We start from the raw sequence: 17,263 nt of genomic DNA, 5'->3' as shown, positions 1-17,263 counted from the left end.
AGGTGGATGATTCGTTATCGCCCGCTTGGGAAAAAGATTGCGGTTTGGACTGGCGGCGGACTCGTGCTGACCTTCATCATGATAGGCGTGTTTGCTCCCTCTTTGGTCCCCTCTGATCCGCTGCAGATTCATATGGATCACCGGCTGAGCCTGCCGTCTTGGGAGTACCCGCTGGGTACTGACCACCTAGGCCGCTGCGTGTTGTCCCGCTTGATTTACGGTACACGTACTTCGCTGCTGTATGCACTGATTGTGCTTGGTGTAGTGCTCGCCATCAGCGTTCCAGTCGGTTTGATTGCCGGCTATGCTGGAGGCAAGACGGATCAGCTCATCATGCGTATTGTTGATGTGCTGCTGGCTTTTCCCAATCTGATTCTGGCACTGGCTGTAACAGGCATGTTGGGGCCTGGGCCGGTCAATCTGCTGATTGCATTTTCGGCAGTCTGGTGGACAGGACATGCCCGGATCATCCACGGTCTGGTGCTGCAAATCAAGGCGCAGGATTTCATCATAGCTGCCAAGGCGTCCGGTTCGTCGCATTTGAAAATAATGATAAAACATATCCTGGGGAATGCCGCCCGTCCGATTCTGGTTCTCGCCTCGATGGAGGTCGGAACGATTATCTTGTCTCTTGCGGGTTTGTCGTTTCTCGGATTAGGCGTTCAACCGCCAGCCCCCGAATGGGGTGTCATGCTGAATGACAGCAGGCCTTATATGCAGACAGAGCCGCGTCTGATGCTGTTTCCCGGCCTAATGATTTTGCTGGCGGTACTGGGATTTAATCTCTTGGGGGAAGGCTTGAAGTCAGATGGCCGAATGCACTAAGGATTCTATGAAGGGAAAAGGAGGGGGAGCATGACAGTAGAGAAGCCGCCGCTGCTGCGCGTTAACGGATTGAGCGTTACCTTCCGTGCGCCGGGCAAGGTAATTACAGCTGCTGAGAATGTCAGCTTCGAGGTGCAGCAGGGGCAGATTGCTGCGCTGGTCGGTGAGAGCGGCAGCGGAAAAAGCGTCACCGCCCTGTCAATCCTCGGCCTGCTTGATTACCCCGGCGCAGTGGCGCAGGGGGAGATCTGGCTGGACGAAGTGAATCTGCGAGCGTGCTCGCCCCGCGAGCTTCGCAGACTGCGTGGAAGGGAAATGGGGGTCATCTTTCAGGACCCCATGAATGCCCTGAACCCCGTGCGGAGCATCGGGGCACAGATGATCGAGACCATCCGGCTGCACCGCCGGGTCTCTTGGGCAGAAGCCAAGGCGCTGGCGATTGTCCAGCTTGCCAGGGTAGGACTGCCCGATCCGGCAGCACTCATGACCCGGTATGCTTTTCAGATAAGCGGAGGGATGTGCCAGCGGGTCATGATCGCGCTGGCGCTAGTCTCCGGTCCGCGCTTACTGATTGCCGATGAGCCGACGACGGCGCTCGACATGATTGTCCAAGCCCGGATTCTGCGGGAGCTGGACCGGATTCGCAGAGAGAACGGACTTGGCATTCTCCTGATCACCCATGACTGGGGTGTTGTCGCAGAGCTGGCGGATATAGTTCATGTCATGAAGGCCGGGCGAATTGTGGAGTCGGGCAGTGTGTTTCAGATTTTCGAGAATCCTGAGCATCCCTATACCCGAGAATTATTAAACAGCAGATAACAACGAAAATAATCCAAATTATTATTTGCATAATACCAAGAGGAGGGGAGCGTTCATGAAACTGCTAGAGGCAGTGTGTCTGAGCAAAGCTTATGGCGAGCGACAACGCTGGTTCACACAGCAGACGCGACTGGTGTCTGCTGTGGAAGAGGTCTCGCTCAGCCTCGAACGCGGGAAGACACTAGGACTGGTTGGCGAAAGCGGGAGCGGGAAGAGCACGCTTGGCCGTTTGCTGCTAGGCTTGGAAAAACCTACTTCCGGTCAGGTGCTATATCGGAATACGGACATCACTGCCCTTAGTTCAACTGCGATGCGCAAGATCAGACGGAGCATGCAGAGCGTATTCCAAAACAGTCTCTCTTCCTTCAACCCGCTGTTTACTGTGGAACAAATTGTCGAAGAGCCGCTTCAGAATTATAAGACTGGAACGCCGAAGGAGATCAAAAACAAGGTTGTGGAGAGTCTGGAACTGGTAGGCCTTGGAGAGCAGCATTTGAGGCGGTATCCCCACGAACTGAGCGGCGGACAGCAGCAACGGGTCGGCATCGGTAGGGCCATTGCCCTTCGGCCGGAAGTGCTGGTCTGCGATGAACCCTTCGCAAGTCTCGATGTCAGCCTGCGGAGGCAGATGCTGAATCTGCTTCAAGGGCTGAAGTCAGAGCTGCGGTTATCCTATCTATTTATTACTCATGATCTGTCACTGATCGATGGTTTTTGCGATCAGGTGGCGGTGATGCATGAAGGACGGATTGTGGAGTGCTTGCCAGGTAATGAAATGAAGATGAGAGCTGTGCATCCTTATACAAAGTCGCTGCTGGAGGCAGTTCCAGTGCAGGAACCTAGGCTGCGTAGAACGTAGGTTGAGGCAAACGCGAGGCAGAAAGAGTTATTTTACATTAAACAGAGGAGCTAATCATATGAATCAACAAATAAAAAGAAAGTACACACCATGGAGCATGGCCCTCCTATCGCTTACAGCGGCGGTAATGCTGGTCATCTCGGGCTGTGGAAGTCAGAGCGGCAGTACAACTGACCCTAATGCAGGTGGGCAGAAGCAAACGACCAACTCGGCTGCTTCCCAACCAAGTGAAGACAACAAAACTATAACGGTGGCAGTTGCCTCCGATGTGGGAATCGATCAGCTGGATGCCGGAGGATATAAAGGCTCCATGAATGTACATGCCATGATCTACGATGGACTAGTGAAATACGGACAGAAAGGCGAGATTCTCCCGGCGCTGGCAGAGACTTGGGACATTTCGCCGGACGGCAAGGCGTACACCTTCCATCTGCGCAAGAACGTCAAGTTCTCTGATGGTACGGAGATGAACGCCGCGGCGGTCAAATTTTCCTTCGAGCGCTGGATCAAGGATCCGGTCAATTCCCTGAATATAGCGACCGCCATGAAATCGCTGGATGTTGTAGATGACCATACGATTACGATGACGTTCACCAAAGCCTACTATCCTTTTTTAACAGAACTGTCCTTCGCCAGACCGGTACGGATCATTAGCCCAACTGCTGTCGAACCTGCTGGTGATCTGAACGGAAAGTTCGTCAAGGCTATCGGAACGGGCGCCTGGATGCCGGAGAGCTATAAGACCGACCAGGAAGCTGTTTTGGTTAGAAACCCTTACTACTGGGGCGAGAAGCCGAAGCTGGACAAGATTATTCTAAAAATCATCCCTGACCCGCAGTCGATAGTTCTGGCTCTTCAGAATGGAAATGTGGATTTGGCTGGCGGCCAGCTTGGCAAAATTCCGGTAGAAAGTCTGCCGGTCCTGCAAAGTGATTCCTCGCTCATCGTCGAAAAAGCGCCGGGGACGAATTCTCATTTTCTGGCTTTTAACTACAAACAGCCACTGTTGCAGGACGTAAGAGTCCGCCAAGCGATTAATCTGGCGATTAATAAAAAGAGTATTGTTCAGGACCTCATGGGCGGAATTGGCAGTGAAGCGACAGGTTTGTTCCCGCAGACAGTACCGTATGTAATGGAGAGCAACAGCACTTGGTACGGATTCGACCCGGATCAGGCCAAGAAGCTGCTGGTTGAAGCGGGATATAGTGACGGTAATGGAGATGGCATTGTAGAGAAGGCTGGCGCTCCGTTGTCGCTGAACTTTGTGCTGCAAGAAGCTGAGTTCCCGGAATGGAAGTCCATCGGCGAGTTGATTCAGTCGGAGCTGAAGAACATTGGGATTGAAGTGAAGCTACAGGTGCTGGAGACGAATGCGTATTATGATGCCCTGTGGAAAACGAGAGCCTATGATCTCATCATCTACCGCACTTATGACGATGCCTACAATCCGCACGCCTTCCTTTTGTCGCTTTTCCATAAGACAGACGATACACCTGCAGTGGTCTGGTCGGACGCTGAATTGGAATCATTGACCGACACAGCAGTAGGTACAACGGATCTCAAGGAGCGGAAGTCGGCCTATGACGCGATTTTCCATAAGCTCTATCAACAAGCGATGTTCGCTGCGGTGTACTTCCCGGATGACATCTTTGTTTTTAATCATCGGGTGAAGAATTTCAAGCTGGGTTACACCACATTCTCTCCAGTCCTCTGGAATTTGCTTGACGTGGAGGACTAAGAGATGCTGAAGGAAATCTCGCAATACTGGACCGCTAGCTCCGGCGGATATGACAAAGTGATCCAATCCCAGTTCCGCAGTGCCATGACGATATCTATCTGGAAGGAGCTACTGGAGGACGGGCTTGGGAGTAGAAGAGAGCAGCAAGTGCTGGACGTGGGTACAGGACCGGGTTTCTTCTCTATTCTCTTATCACAAATGGGGCATCGGCCAACTGCTATGGATGCTTCACCAGGGATGATTCAGGTCGCTACCGCAAATTTTGATCAATTGGGTTATAAGATCCCTGCTTTTGTGGGAGATGCAGCGAAGCTTGATCATCTTGCAGATAACAGTCTGGATGCTGTGGTGTGCAGGGATGTGGTCTGGACGCTGCCGAAGCCGCAGGAGGCCTATGCCGAGTGGTACCGGATTTTGAAGCCGGGTGGGAAGCTGATTGTTTTTGACGGTAATTATTTATATCAGGAGAAAAAGTCCTTGTTTCACCGTCTGTGGTACGCGTTATCATGGCTGCTGATTCTTATCACAGAACGGAGGGTCCGACGTCGCAGCAATCGCGATCAGGAACTGTTTCATGGACTGCCTTTCGTTCATGTTCTGCGGCCAGAAGCCGATGATGAAGCGCTGCGTGGGGCTGGTTTTCAGAATATAAGGATTCGCCGTAATTTTATTCCTGCCAGACGGCAGCTGTTGAGCCACTTGAAATACGGCGTTCAGAACGTGGAACGCTTCATGATTACCGCTACAAAAGAGTAGAAGTGATTAGTATTCAACAAGAGGTCACACCTATTGGAAAGGCGAGGCTGAACTTTATAATCAGGGAATTATGAAGGAACTGCGTGGTTTTTAACGAAAAGCTTGGCTGGAGCTGATTCAGGAGTATGCGCCGCACGGGGAGTGGCTTCTGGTGCTGGACATTGGTTGCGGCCCCGATTTTTCTCCGAGATTTTGTCGGGAGAAGGTCATCAAGTCAAGTGACAGGTATTGATTGTACGGACAACATGCTGGAGGGAGCTCGAGGTCATGCTGATCGTAAATGCCTATTGACTAACGGACGCAACGGGGGCTATTTTGTGGAAAATAGTTTCGTATCCGTGCTAACGGTTGCAGGTGAGATTATTTGCATTCATAGGGGGAGTAATCTGCTGATTTCGTGGTGTTGTGAGAACCGTTAGATAATCGAAAAGCGGCAATGCCCGTTACATCGAAGTGATGGAACTGATCGAATAAAAGGAACGTCAGGGTGTTTTCCCTGACGGACTTTTTTGACGCTTTATTAGAGAAAGTTTGGGTTGACATGACAGGAGATATCAAAGTAGACTATTATTAATCGTAATTATTACGTTTTAAACACAAAGGAGGAATGTGTTTGCGCTTCAGGTTGTCGCAGTTTTATCTACATATTTGTTTTCTCGCGATATTGGGCGTTATTGTCATTTTTGCTTTTTCTCCCAATCTGCTCAATCAGCTATCCGTGCGAGATTTACCCGTGCTGCAATCCTTCAAAACGATGTTCCTCGGGATTATTCTCGAGTCAATCCCTTTTATCCTGCTCGGCATCATCGTCTCATCCATTATGCAGATTTTTATCTCAGAAGCCTGGATTCGGAAGTGGACCCCACAGAATCAAATTCTTGGCATTTTATATGCCTGCGGGTTAGGGGTGCTCTTTCCTGTGTGTGAATGCGGGATGATCCCTGTCGTGCGGCGGTTGATGGCCAAAGGTATGCCTTTGTATATCGGTGTCGTATTTATGATGGTCGGCCCCATTCTTAATCCGGTCGTATACGCAGCAACTTTCACCGCATTCCGCACACGGCCGGAGATGGTGTACGCTCGCATGGGACTAGCTCTGTTCGTAGGATGCTGCATTGGACTGATCGTCTATTATTTCGTAACTAATAACCCACTTAAGTCTAGCATTTCCGTCAGCGAAAAGGATCATCAGCATCAAGATAATCACCATAACCCTCAGCATCAACATACGAACGGGAACAAGCTATATGCTGTTTTGGAGCACGCCTGCGGTGAATTTTTTGATATGGGAAAATATTTAATCATTGGCTCTATCGTAACGGCCTTTATTCAGGCGTTTATCCCTAGGTCTGATCTGCTAGCGATCGGTCAAGACGGGGCGAGCTCTCATTTGTTCATGATGGGACTGGCCTATGTGCTGTCGCTCTGTTCGACTTCGGATGCCTTCGTCGCCGCATCCTTCGCAAACACGTTCTCTGCAGGATCTTTGCTTACGTTTCTCGTGTTTGGTCCGATGATCGATTTCAAGAGTACGCTGATGCTTCTTGCTGTGTTCCGTGCTCGATTTGTACTTTTGCTGGCGATATGGATTATACTCTCCGTATTTGTAGGGGCCAATGTAATTGCGCAAATGTTTTTATAGTAGGATGGGAGGGGATGTCAGGTGAAGGAGCAGCGTAGGCTTATGTTACATTTCTTATGCCGGGGATTGTTACTCGCGGGTTTTTCATTCTTTATTGTCTATTTGGTGAAGACGGATTCTTTGCAATATTTCATCGCACCGCGAATCAGTCTATATGTGAAATGTTCAGCAATCGGCCTCATGGTGCTGGCGATCTATCAGATGTTTATGGTGTTTCAAACGGCAACGGGAGAGAGAGAGTCATGTTCCTGCGAGCATGTGCCGGCAAGGTCCTGGATGAAGAACACATTCATTTACTGCCTATTTCTCCTGCCGCTGGCGCTCGGATTTCTCGTGTCTAATAGTGTGATGGCCAGTGAGATGGCTGCGGTCAAAGGGATGAATTTAAGCCCGACCAACAGCATGAACACAAAGATAAGTACGTCTAAGGATGAGAAAGTGAAAAGAAACGCATCGCAATATGATGTAGAACAGGGCAATCATGCAAGTAATTACCCAGATGATGAGCTAAAGAAGCGCTTCCCCGCAGATGCTTTTACAGAAGATTTTGCCGACTTGGGAATCCGTCTATACGATAAATCTCTCATTCGAATTAAAGAAGAGGGATTTATGGAGCGACTGACCACGATCGATTTGTATTTAGATCAGTTCGTAGAGCACCGGATGGAAATAAGCGGGTTTGTTTATCGTGAGGAAGAGATGGATGGAGATATATTCGTCATCTCTCGGATGGCCATGCAGTGCTGCTCCGCTGATGCGGCGCCATACGGGATACTCGTGCGGGCAGAAAAAGGTCGGAATTATGCGGAGGATGCCTGGATCAGCGTGACGGGTACGATTCATAAGACGCTATACGGCGGGAATGAGGTAATGGTACTGGATGCCGAAGAAATCGAGAAAATTGCGGTGCCGAAGGATCCCTATGTGTATCCGTATGTGAAAGACTTTGCTTTCTTGGATTGAAATTTTTCTCTACCTTGGAGTGGGGGCTAAAGATATAACGATCGCTAATTGGTTATAACATAAAGCCCTTTCAGAAACGTCTGGTCGTAATGATGCGAATACAGGCGTTTTTTGTGATTATACTGCGGAATGAAAATGAAGTATATAGTTTCATTTTATTGTATACCTGTGTTTGTGTATTTGTGGATTTACTACAATGACAATCATAATTTTTTGGAAATGGAAGTAACTATTGACGATCACAAGTTGATTATACTATATTTTCCTCGATTTTAGGTACTATAGTTGAATAACATACCGTTGTTGAGCAAGCTGCGGAAGCCTGTTCATTTTTATTAAGCTAATGGGTAGTTTTATAAGAAAAGCGTTACGTTTTCACTATACATAATTATTCTTTTGAGGTATTGTAAAAAAATCCATATTAGGAAGTGAGGTTTCTGAAATGAATTAAAGAAAACATGTTGTAATCATTAATTCCGAGGTGCTGAGGATGTGACAGTATATGGTGAGGACTGGAAGCAATACGTAGTAAATGGTTTATTTGCAAAGTCAAAAGAAATGGTGCCGTTATTTATGAACAAGAGAAAGAAGGAGAACAATAATGACTAAAGAAGAATTGTTCGATTCTTTCCCTAAAAAGAAAGGGTCGCTGGCTCCTCTGTTTGGAGTCATACTTTTTGCAGCAATTATGTATATATCATACAGAATACATGTATCCACTAACGATCCTTATGGTATTTTATTTGCAGGGTCAGCTGTTGGATTAATTCTATTATGTTCTGAAGTCAATAGTGTATTATCCTCTCGTAAATCGTTAGACCATATTTTTGAGGTTTCAGAGTGGAAGAGGACGACTTTTAAAAAGTTTACAGATTTACAAGAGAAAATAAAAATTCCAGTGCACTCGTATGCTTTCTCTTTGGAAGGTGTACAGATTATGCTCGAGACGGACAAGCCGAAAAAGCTCGTAATCACTAATAAAGTTGAATATGTAGAAACTAATCGGCCTTTTGTAGAAGCTGTTTGGGTTGAAGGCTTTGAAGAAGTATCAGTTAGAGATGGGTTTTATTCAGCGACATTATTCTTAAGAAAGATCAATAATGGAGAGCAGCACCATTTGAGCTCCCGTATAGTTTCTAGGAAGAATCATTCAGAGGATTAGTCATGAACCTACAATGAGGAAGTAATTGGGTCAGACAGGTCTGTGTCGTTAATGTGTTCACATTCTGACCAACTCGTAATTATTCCGATCTTGCAATTCGGATTCTCACCGGCAATCTACCAGCAATGTACAACTTTGAATACTTCATGAATCGACCTTAAATTGTTGGCAAAAGATGGTTGACTCTGGAAATGATACCGAACTATAATAAAAAATGAAATCGATTTCAAATTGAGGTTTGCATTTCTAAGTTGTCGACTCATTGCGGCTGCTGATAAGCTAATGCAAACGTAATTGCGAAGACAAGATATTTTAAACAAAAAAATGAAATCGATTTCATTTTAAGGATGCCAAATTGAAAGGGGACAACAACATGCAGGGATGGAATCGGACTTGGCAGCGGAATCGGCTGTCGGCGGCGCTGACATTCGTAATTCTGTTCACGACGATGTTCGCAGGGATGGGCGGCGGCATCGCGCGGGCGGATTCGCCGACGCTGGCGCCGGAAGGGGCGGCCACCACCGATGCAAAGTGGTATCAGAATTTCGAACAGCCTGGAAAGGACCGTAATTATGGGATCGCATCGGTCGGAAGCGCCTCGTCGGCGGCGCCTTCAGGGCAGACAGCGTACGCTTCGAGCAAGAACAGCGTGCTCCTCATCCAGACAAACGACAACAATCCGTCGGGTGGAGCGTGGGACACCGGCGTCTACGGCTTTACGGCGACGCCGCAGGACGATGTGGCGCAGACGGTGAACGGAACGACTTACTACGATGCCTCCGATTACAGTTACTTCAGCTTCTACGTGCTGGATGCGGACGCGCACAATCCGAACATCGTGTTCAAGGACGCGAACGGGGCAACGTGGAATGCCAACACGGACGGGCTGAATTCGGTCAAGAACAAATGGACCCGCTTCTCCGTGCCTCTGGACAAATCGAAGATCGACTTCACGAAGCTCGTCTCCGTGTCGATCGGTGAGTATTGGGGTTGGGGCAATCATTATTACTTCGACGAGCTGTACTTTGCGAAGACGGCGAACGATTTGCCGCCTTCTTACCCTGAAGAACCAGGTGGCGAGGGCGGGCCTCAGGTTACTCCGAAGCTGTATCAAAGCTTCGAGAGCGCAGATCAGGAAGGGAAGTACGGCGTGCTGGGACAGGGTTCGGCTACGGTCGCCTCTCATGCTGCCGGCCAATCGCCGTACTCGTCAAGCAAGGGCAGCCTCAAGACGATGCAGAACGGCTACAAAGACGACCAAGGGATCACGCAAAATGAAGCCTGGAACACCGGCATTTATGGCGTGCGCATCGAGCCGCAAGAAGATGCCCGCGTCGTAGGAGCTACGTACACCGATGCGTCGAATTACAATTATCTGATGTTCTATGTTAAGGACACGACGAAAGACGCCGGCGTTAATGTGCACGTCGTATTCAAGGACGCTTCCGGAGGCGTCTGGGACACTGATTCGGGGCAGACGACGAAGACGGCGTCGAAGGAGTGGGTCAAGATGACGGTGGCGCTCGACAAGACGAAGCTCGACTGGTCTCAGCTGACCGAGATACAATTGGGCACGTACTGGGGCTGGGAAAACGTCTATTACTACGACGATCTCTACCTGGCTCAGAGGGCGACGGACGAATCGCCGGCGTACAAGCCGGAGCCAACGAAGCTGTTCAACGATTTTGAGAACGGTCAAGGGTTCGAGGCAGGCAGCGGCGCCACAGTGGAATCGGCGTCTGATACGGCAAACACGGCGGAGACGATCAGCGTCAAGCTGACGACGAAAGCCGGCGGATGGCCGTATGCCAACAACAACTATCTCCGGGCTGTAGCGAAGAGCGGAGGTGCGTTTAACGCGGCGGGTTACAACTATCTCGTCTTCTATATTAAGGATATGCAAGGTAGCAACGGTGTGGAGCTGCGCATGACGGATGCGGACGGAGGCAAGCTCGATACCTGGGGCAAGACCAATTCGTCCTTGAACAAATGGGTGCGAATCGCGATTCCGCTCAGCGGAGCGTCCATCGACCTGTCCCGAATCGCTACCATCGATCTCGGTCTGTATAACGCAGGGACTTATTATATCGACGATATTTACTTCGCGGTCAGCGAGGACGATTTGCTGCCGGGCTTTGTAGACGAGACACGGAACATCGGCTTCGTCTGGTACCAGAGCTTCGAGACGAAGGGGCAGGATGGCAGCTACGGTCTTACGCTTGGCAGCGGCGTGCGAACGGAGGTGTCCGCGGCCAAGTCCGCAAACCCGTACAATTCATACAGCGTCCAAGCGACAGTGAGCGCTGATTCTTCCGATCCAACCGTCAACGGGGTGACCGTTGCGCCGCAGGCGCTCGGTTCGTCAATCGACAAGACGGACCCTTACGCTTACCGGGCGGAGATCGATGCGACTCATTTCAGCCACCTAATCTTTTATGTACTGGATGAGCAAGGCGGGCAATCTCCTCGCGTGCTGCTTAAGGATGGAGAAGGCGCTGTTCTCGATTTGACGTCGAGCGCGAAGACGACAGCCGGCACCTGGACGCGTATCGCCGTTCCGCTCGATCACGAGGCAAGTTTCGACTTCTCTCGACTAGCGCAAGTGACGGTGGTGCCGGAGAAGGTCGGGACCTATCATATTGATGAATTCTATCTCGGTCAGAGCGTTGGCGCTGGCTTCCCGAACACCGGCTACACGCAGCTCGTCCTGAAGAAAGTGGGCGGTGAAGCAATGCCGTTCGAGAACGGTCTACCGCTAGGATCGTTCGAGAAGCAGAAGGACCGGACGTACATTTCGCTGAACGGCAATTGGAAAAAGCAGCGCGTATTGCTCGACTCCAAGCTGTCCGCAGCTCCGCGGGATGAGGACCGTACGAAGGCGCTTGAGCAAGAGGCAGCAGGCAAGCAGGCGGCGGACTTCAACGACGCTGGCTGGTCTGCCAAGTCACTGCCGATGCCGGAGGATGAGATGCCGGCTTACGAATCGGCGAACGGGCCGGAGAACAAGAGCGATAAGTCCGGTTATCAGGGCGGCGTTTGGTACCGCAAGCATTTCTCGGTGGACGATTCCCTCGCGGGCAAGCCGGCGATTGTGGGTTTCCTCGGCGTCAACTATTACGCGGACGTGTGGATCAACGGCCATTATGCCGGCGGCCACGAGGGTGGCTATACGCCGTTCGCATTGGACGCCTCGGGGTGGCTCAACTATGGCGGAGACAACGTGATCGCCGTGCGGGTCGACAATCCGAAGTGGGATACGTTCGTTAACGGCGAGACGCTTCCGTATGCCAAGTCCGACTGGTTCAATTACACGGGTATTTTGCGCGACGCGTATCTGGAAGTATTGCCGGATACGTACGTGGTTCGCAGCGACGTTCGCGCGCTAGGCACGGACGGTACGGTGTCGGTCCGGACGTTCTTGAACAATGAAGCTGCTTCCGGCCGCGACGCGACGCTGATATATTCGGTATATGAAGCTGCGATCAACGCGGGCAACGAGACGAGCGAGTTCGCCCAGGACCTCATAGGCCAGGCGACGGCCGCAACGGCCACCCGAACCGTCCATGTGGCCGCGAACGGTCAGGCGGCCGACGTGCTGCGACTGCAAGTGCCGAATCCGAAGCTGTGGAGCCCGGCAAGTCCGAATCTCTACATTCTGAAAGTGGAACAGTCGATCGGCGGAAAGGTGACAGACACGTTCTATACGCAGTTCGGCATTCGCACGCTGGAGGCGGACGGCGTACGGATCAAGCTGAACGGTGAACTGGCACCATTCCTTGCCGGCGTAGGCTACACGGAGGACAGCGCCGACAAAGGGCCTTCGATGGATGCGGCACAACGTTACAGCGATCTGCTGAAGATCAAGCAGGATCTGAAGGCTAACTTTGTGCGCACGGGACATTTTCCGCACAGTCTGCCGACCTACCGCTTCGCCGACCGGATCGGCCTCGCCATTTGGCAGGAGATTCCGGCTTACTGGTTCAGTGGTGATGCGTTCGATCAGCAGCGGCAGCGCGGGCAGGCGAAGCAGATGCTGGAGGAAATGATCTTCAGCAACTACAACCGGCCTTCGGTCTGGTTCGACGGCGTGGCGAACGAATCGTCCGGACAGCTGCAGCGGGTCAATTACATCACCGAGCTGCGAGACACAGCTCATGCCATCGACGGCACTAGGCTCGTCGGGCAGTCCGCCGTGGCAAATCCGTATAAGGGCGAGAGCGACCACTCGCATTCGCCTGCGGACGTCATCGGCATGACGATGTACTTCGGCGCCTTCTACGGAGCCAACGCGGATGTCGAGACGCAGGAGGAGATCGAGCGCATTCACGCACTGCATCCGAACAAGCCGATCATCGCGACCGAATACGGCTACTGGACAGGGGACGAAGGTCCGAACGATACGCGGCAAATACAGATCTTCACTGGCACGTTCAACGCCTTCACTCGCAGCGCGACCGTGAACGAAGACGGCTCAGCGAACGCATCCGGACTGTTCAGCGGCGCGGCTTGGTGGACTGCCTACAACTGGTATACGAACATTACCGGCCTGCAGACGATGGGGCTGTATCACATGGATCGCAAGACGCCTAAGCAGGCGGCGGCCGTGCTGGCGGAGCGTTATGACCGCTATACCCATACGCAGGGTGGCGCAACGCCGAAGCCGACGGGTATCTCGTCCTGGTTCCAAAGCTTCGAGTCTGGGAAAGGCTTCTTCTCGCCAAGCGGTGACGTGCGGCTCGAATCCGTTACGGACAGCCTGCAGGGCGAAGGCGGCCGCAGTCTGAAGGCAACGAATCTGTCGACGAATACGACCTCCTATGCCGCCTTCGCGCCGCAGGGCGGCGAGATCATCCGCAACCTGTCGGTGTACAACTACTTGAATCTCGACGTCAAGGACAGTGTCGGCGGACGTCCGCTCGCGGTAACGCTTGTCGATATGGATGGCCATACATGGACGGGCACGACGGAGCAAAATACGGTAAAGGATAAATGGACGAGAGTCAGCGTTCCATTATTGTCAGCGCAGACGTTGCCGCTTGTGGAGGAGCGGCTCAACTCGATGGCGGTCAAGGAGATACGCATCGGTCTGGCCCCGTCCGACACGCTAACTGTCGACAACGTCTATGCCACCACCTACCGGAACGATGCGCCGCCGGCCGCTTATCCGATCGGCAGCAGCGGCTGGTTTCAGTCGTTCGAGGAGGACGGGGTGCAGGTAACAGTCGGCACGAACGCGTGGGCCGAGGTGGACCGCACGTTTGGCGTCAATCCGGGTGGACACGGCAGCGTCAAGCTCGTCGTGACTGGCGACGGAGCGAACCCCGGCGCGGACGGACGCTCGGTCATCGTCAAGCCGCAGGGGGGCGTCGTTTCCATAGATGCATCGGACTTCAACTACCTGGTGTTCTACGTGAAGGATATGCAAGGGTCCAACACGGTCGATGTCACATTCGTCAATGCTGACGGAACGGTGTCCACCGACAACTGGACGGATGTCGCCTCGGTTAAAGGGCAGTGGACAAAGGTCTATTTACCTCTCAGCAAAACGTCGGTCGACCTTCGCAGCTTGAAGGAGATTCGGCTCGGCGAGTGGAATCCGGGAACGTACTATTTTGACGATATCTACTTCGCGGAATATCCGACCGACGAGATTCCAGCTACCTATACGGAGAAGATTCCGGAGAAGCCGCTGCCGACCGGCCAGATCAAGGTGGCGATGATCGGCGACAGCATTACGGCGGGAGCGGGCCTCGACACGCCGGGGTTGACGAGCTATCCGGCGCAACTGCAGGCGATGCTGGGCAGCAAGTATGTGGTCAAAAACTTCGGTCTGAGCGGGCGGACATTGATGAAGTCGGGTGATCAGCCTTACTGGAACGAGTCGAGCTTTGCCGCCAGCCAGTCGTATACGCCGGACATTGTCGTCATCCAGCTCGGGACGAACGATACGAAGTCATGGAACTGGAACGGCGGCACGAACAGCTTCCTCGCCGATTACAAGGCGATGATTCAGACGTACCAAGGGTTGCCGAGCCATCCGAAAGTGTACGTTAATCTACCGCCGACCATCTACAACGACGACCCGAACGCCGTGTACGGCATCATCTCGTCCGTACTTCAGAACGGAGTCATCCCGCTCATTCGGCAGGCCGCCGCCGATACTGGAGCTGCGGTCATCGACATCAACGCGGCGACGGCCGGACAGGCGGCTCTGTTCCCGGATAAGGTGCATCCGAACTCACAGGGCGCCTGGGTCATTGCCGCTGCGGTCGCGAAGACGCTGCGCGGCGACGCGGGCGCCGTCGGCGATACATCGGTGTGCCGATGGAAGGATTGCAAGGCGGGCGCTTATACGATCGTCTACGATGATGGCATATACCAATCCGACCTGCGTTTCGCAGAGCTGCACGAGAAGTACGGCCTCGTCGGCACGCTGGCGCTCATCAGCGATTGGATCAAGAACGGTTATAACGACATGGGCGCTTCAGCCGGCACGTGGGCGCAATGGAAGGCGTTGCTCGACAAAGGCTACTTCGACGTCGCCAGCCATACGGTCACACACCGGAATCTGACGACGCTGTCCGCGGACGAGCTTCGGACGGAGCTCGACAAATCCGTCGCCGACATCGCAACGAACACGGGGCATGTACCGCAGACGCTAGCGTATCCGTATAACGCGACCAATGACGCAGTGATGGAGGAAGCCGCAAAGAGATTCGTCGTCGCACGGCAAGGCGGCAGCAATACGGGCAATGCGCCCGATACGACGAAGTATTACAGTCTGAGCAGCACGGTGCCGGAAAGCACTACAACCGTGAAGCAATTGAATGACTGGCTCGACACCGGCATCGCCAAGGCGAATTGGCTCATTCTGACCGGTCACGGCAACAATGATGAAGGCTGGTCGCCGCCGTCGCTGAGCTTGTATGACAGCCATTACGCTTACGTGAAGCAGCGCGACGACGCGCTCTGGAACGGAACGTTGGCACAAGTAGGAAAATATTTGCGCGAACGGCAGGATGCGAAGATCGAACTTGTAACGGTAAACAGCCTGAGCATCAAGCTGAAGCTGACCGGCACGCTGGACAGCAAAGTGTATGACGAGCCGCTGACGCTGCGCACCCAAGTTCCGGCCGATTGGAGCCGCGTGACGGTGACTCAGGGCGGCAAGTCTACGACGGCGCAGCCGGTTCGGGAAGGTGAAGGTTACTTCGTCTATTACGAAGCCGTTCCTGGAGCGAATGCAATCGCGCTCGCGAAAAAGACGAGCGATGGTCCACCGAACCCAGACACGCCGAGCACGCCGGGGGCTACAGGCAACACTTCCGGATCTGGTGCGACAGTTGCACAGTTGGTCCTGGACGCGCATCAAATCGAGCGGGCGCTGGCGGATGCCTCGCCTGACGCGGACGGCTACCGCACGATCCGTTTCGACATGAAACCGTCCGAAGGGGCATCGTCTTACGAGTTGCGTTTACCTGCCTTGTATTTGATCGCGCAAAACAAATTGATCATGGAGTTATCCACGCCGCTGGGTCAACTGGTGCTGCCGGGTGACATGTTCGCGCAGATGGCGACGGGAACGGCGAAGGAGATCGTCATCTCGATCGGCCGGGGCGACTTGACGGGGGCAAACGCGGTGGTAAAGGCGCAGATCGGCGGTCGGCCAATCGTGTTCGTGAACGCGTCGATCGATGGAACACCGGTAGAATGGTGCAGCGATCGGAGAGCCGTAACGGTACGGGTACCGTATGAGCCGACGTTGGAAGAGCGGGAGCATCCGGAACGGCTGACGATCTGGTATATGGCGAACGACGGTACGGCCAAGCCGATCGTCAGCGGCCGGTACGACGCTTCGCTGGGGGCCGTAGTGTTCAGCACGCATCACTTCAGCCGTTATGCGGTCGTCTCCGTCGCAAAGACGTTTGGCGATCTAGCGCAAGTCGTATGGGCGCGGCAGGCGATCGAATCGCTGGCTTCCAAAGGCGTCATCAACGGAATGGATGATTCGACCTATGCACCGAACAGCTTCATTACACGGGCCGATGCGGTCGCGCTCATCATGCGACTGCTGGATCTGCATGCGAAGCGAGGCGAGGGCTTCTCCGACGTACGGCCCGGCGTCTATTATGACGAAGCAGTCCATGAGGCCCGGACGCTAGGCATCATAAGCGGAAGAGGCGGCGACAGGTTTGATCCCAACGCACTCGTCACGCGTCAAGAGATGATGGTCATGATCGATCTTGCGGTGCGGGCGGCGGGAGTGAACACGAATGCGCAAGTAGATCCGACGGTTCAACTGCAGGCTTACAATGATGCATCCGCTGTCGCCGAGTATGCGAAAGAAGGCGTGAAACGTCTGCTGGCGGCGGGGATTTTCCAAGGACATGACGGGTACCTGTATCCCGATTCGCCGCTCAAGAGGGTGGAAGCGGCAGTGGCGCTTGAACGGCTGTACAGGTTGATCTAGTAATGCAAGCCGTTGGATTTCTGCGGGAC

At 53.0% G+C, this 17,263-nt stretch carries 9 protein-coding genes; all 9 read left to right on the top strand.

Annotation, left to right across the window (positions count from 1 at the left end; genetic code table 11):
• Nucleotides 1-6: 6 nt before the first annotated feature.
• The 9 genes from nikC (at nt 7) to GCU39_RS09975 (ending at nt 17,234) form a co-directional block, all read left to right on the top strand.
• A complete protein-coding gene (gene nikC, locus GCU39_RS10015; protein WP_152393376.1) occupies nt 7-825 on the top strand; it encodes a nickel transporter permease in 819 nt (272 codons plus the stop codon).
• A gap of 30 nt (nt 826-855) precedes the next feature.
• A complete protein-coding gene (locus GCU39_RS10010) occupies nt 856-1,644 on the top strand; it encodes an ABC transporter ATP-binding protein (protein WP_152393375.1) in 789 nt (262 codons plus the stop codon).
• Between the two features lie 55 nt (nt 1,645-1,699).
• Nucleotides 1,700-2,503: an ATP-binding cassette domain-containing protein gene (locus GCU39_RS10005; RefSeq protein WP_152393374.1), complete on the top strand. Its 804-nt coding sequence runs from the start codon at nt 1,700-1,702 to the stop codon at nt 2,501-2,503.
• A 58-nt stretch (nt 2,504-2,561) separates the two neighbouring features.
• On the top strand, nt 2,562-4,241 hold the full coding sequence (locus GCU39_RS10000; protein WP_227793520.1) for a nickel ABC transporter substrate-binding protein: 1,680 nt from the start codon (nt 2,562-2,564) through the stop codon (nt 4,239-4,241).
• A 3-nt stretch (nt 4,242-4,244) separates the two neighbouring features.
• Nucleotides 4,245-4,997 carry a class I SAM-dependent methyltransferase gene (locus GCU39_RS09995; RefSeq protein WP_152393373.1) on the top strand — a complete coding sequence of 251 codons (753 nt, stop codon included), beginning with the start codon at nt 4,245-4,247 and terminating at the stop codon, nt 4,995-4,997.
• A gap of 613 nt (nt 4,998-5,610) precedes the next feature.
• A complete protein-coding gene (locus tag GCU39_RS09990) occupies nt 5,611-6,639 on the top strand; it encodes a permease (protein WP_227793519.1) in 1,029 nt (342 codons plus the stop codon).
• Nucleotides 6,640-6,681: 42 nt separating this feature from the next.
• Nucleotides 6,682-7,602: a TIGR03943 family putative permease subunit gene (locus tag GCU39_RS09985; protein ID WP_152393371.1), complete on the top strand. Its 921-nt coding sequence runs from the start codon at nt 6,682-6,684 to the stop codon at nt 7,600-7,602.
• 601 nt (nt 7,603-8,203) lie between these two features.
• Complete coding sequence (locus tag GCU39_RS09980; protein ID WP_152393370.1) at nt 8,204-8,764, top strand: hypothetical protein; 561 nt, start codon at nt 8,204-8,206, stop codon at nt 8,762-8,764.
• A 373-nt stretch (nt 8,765-9,137) separates the two neighbouring features.
• Entirely contained in the window at nt 9,138-17,234 is an 8,097-nt protein-coding gene (locus GCU39_RS09975) for an S-layer homology domain-containing protein (protein WP_152393369.1), read from the top strand.
• Nucleotides 17,235-17,263: the final 29 nt, after the last annotated feature.

Source organism: Paenibacillus guangzhouensis (assembly GCF_009363075.1).
GTDB lineage: Bacteria > Bacillota > Bacilli > Paenibacillales > Paenibacillaceae > Paenibacillus_K > Paenibacillus_K guangzhouensis.
This window is presented reverse-complemented; position numbering and strand designations above follow the sequence as displayed.

Excerpts from the sequence above, each read along its gene's own strand:
- nikC (WP_152393376.1), top strand. The coding sequence starts at position 7 with ATGATTCGTTATCGCCCGCTTGGGAAAAAGATTGCGGTTTGGACTGGC.
- GCU39_RS10010 (WP_152393375.1), top strand. The coding sequence starts at position 856 with ATGACAGTAGAGAAGCCGCCGCTGCTGCGCGTTAACGGATTGAGCGTT.
- GCU39_RS10005 (WP_152393374.1), top strand. The coding sequence starts at position 1,700 with ATGAAACTGCTAGAGGCAGTGTGTCTGAGCAAAGCTTATGGCGAGCGA.
- GCU39_RS10000 (WP_227793520.1), top strand. The coding sequence starts at position 2,562 with ATGAATCAACAAATAAAAAGAAAGTACACACCATGGAGCATGGCCCTC.
- GCU39_RS09995 (WP_152393373.1), top strand. The coding sequence starts at position 4,245 with ATGCTGAAGGAAATCTCGCAATACTGGACCGCTAGCTCCGGCGGATAT.
- GCU39_RS09985 (WP_152393371.1), top strand. The coding sequence starts at position 6,682 with ATGTTACATTTCTTATGCCGGGGATTGTTACTCGCGGGTTTTTCATTC.
- GCU39_RS09980 (WP_152393370.1), top strand. The coding sequence starts at position 8,204 with ATGACTAAAGAAGAATTGTTCGATTCTTTCCCTAAAAAGAAAGGGTCG.
- GCU39_RS09975 (WP_152393369.1), top strand. The coding sequence starts at position 9,138 with ATGCAGGGATGGAATCGGACTTGGCAGCGGAATCGGCTGTCGGCGGCG.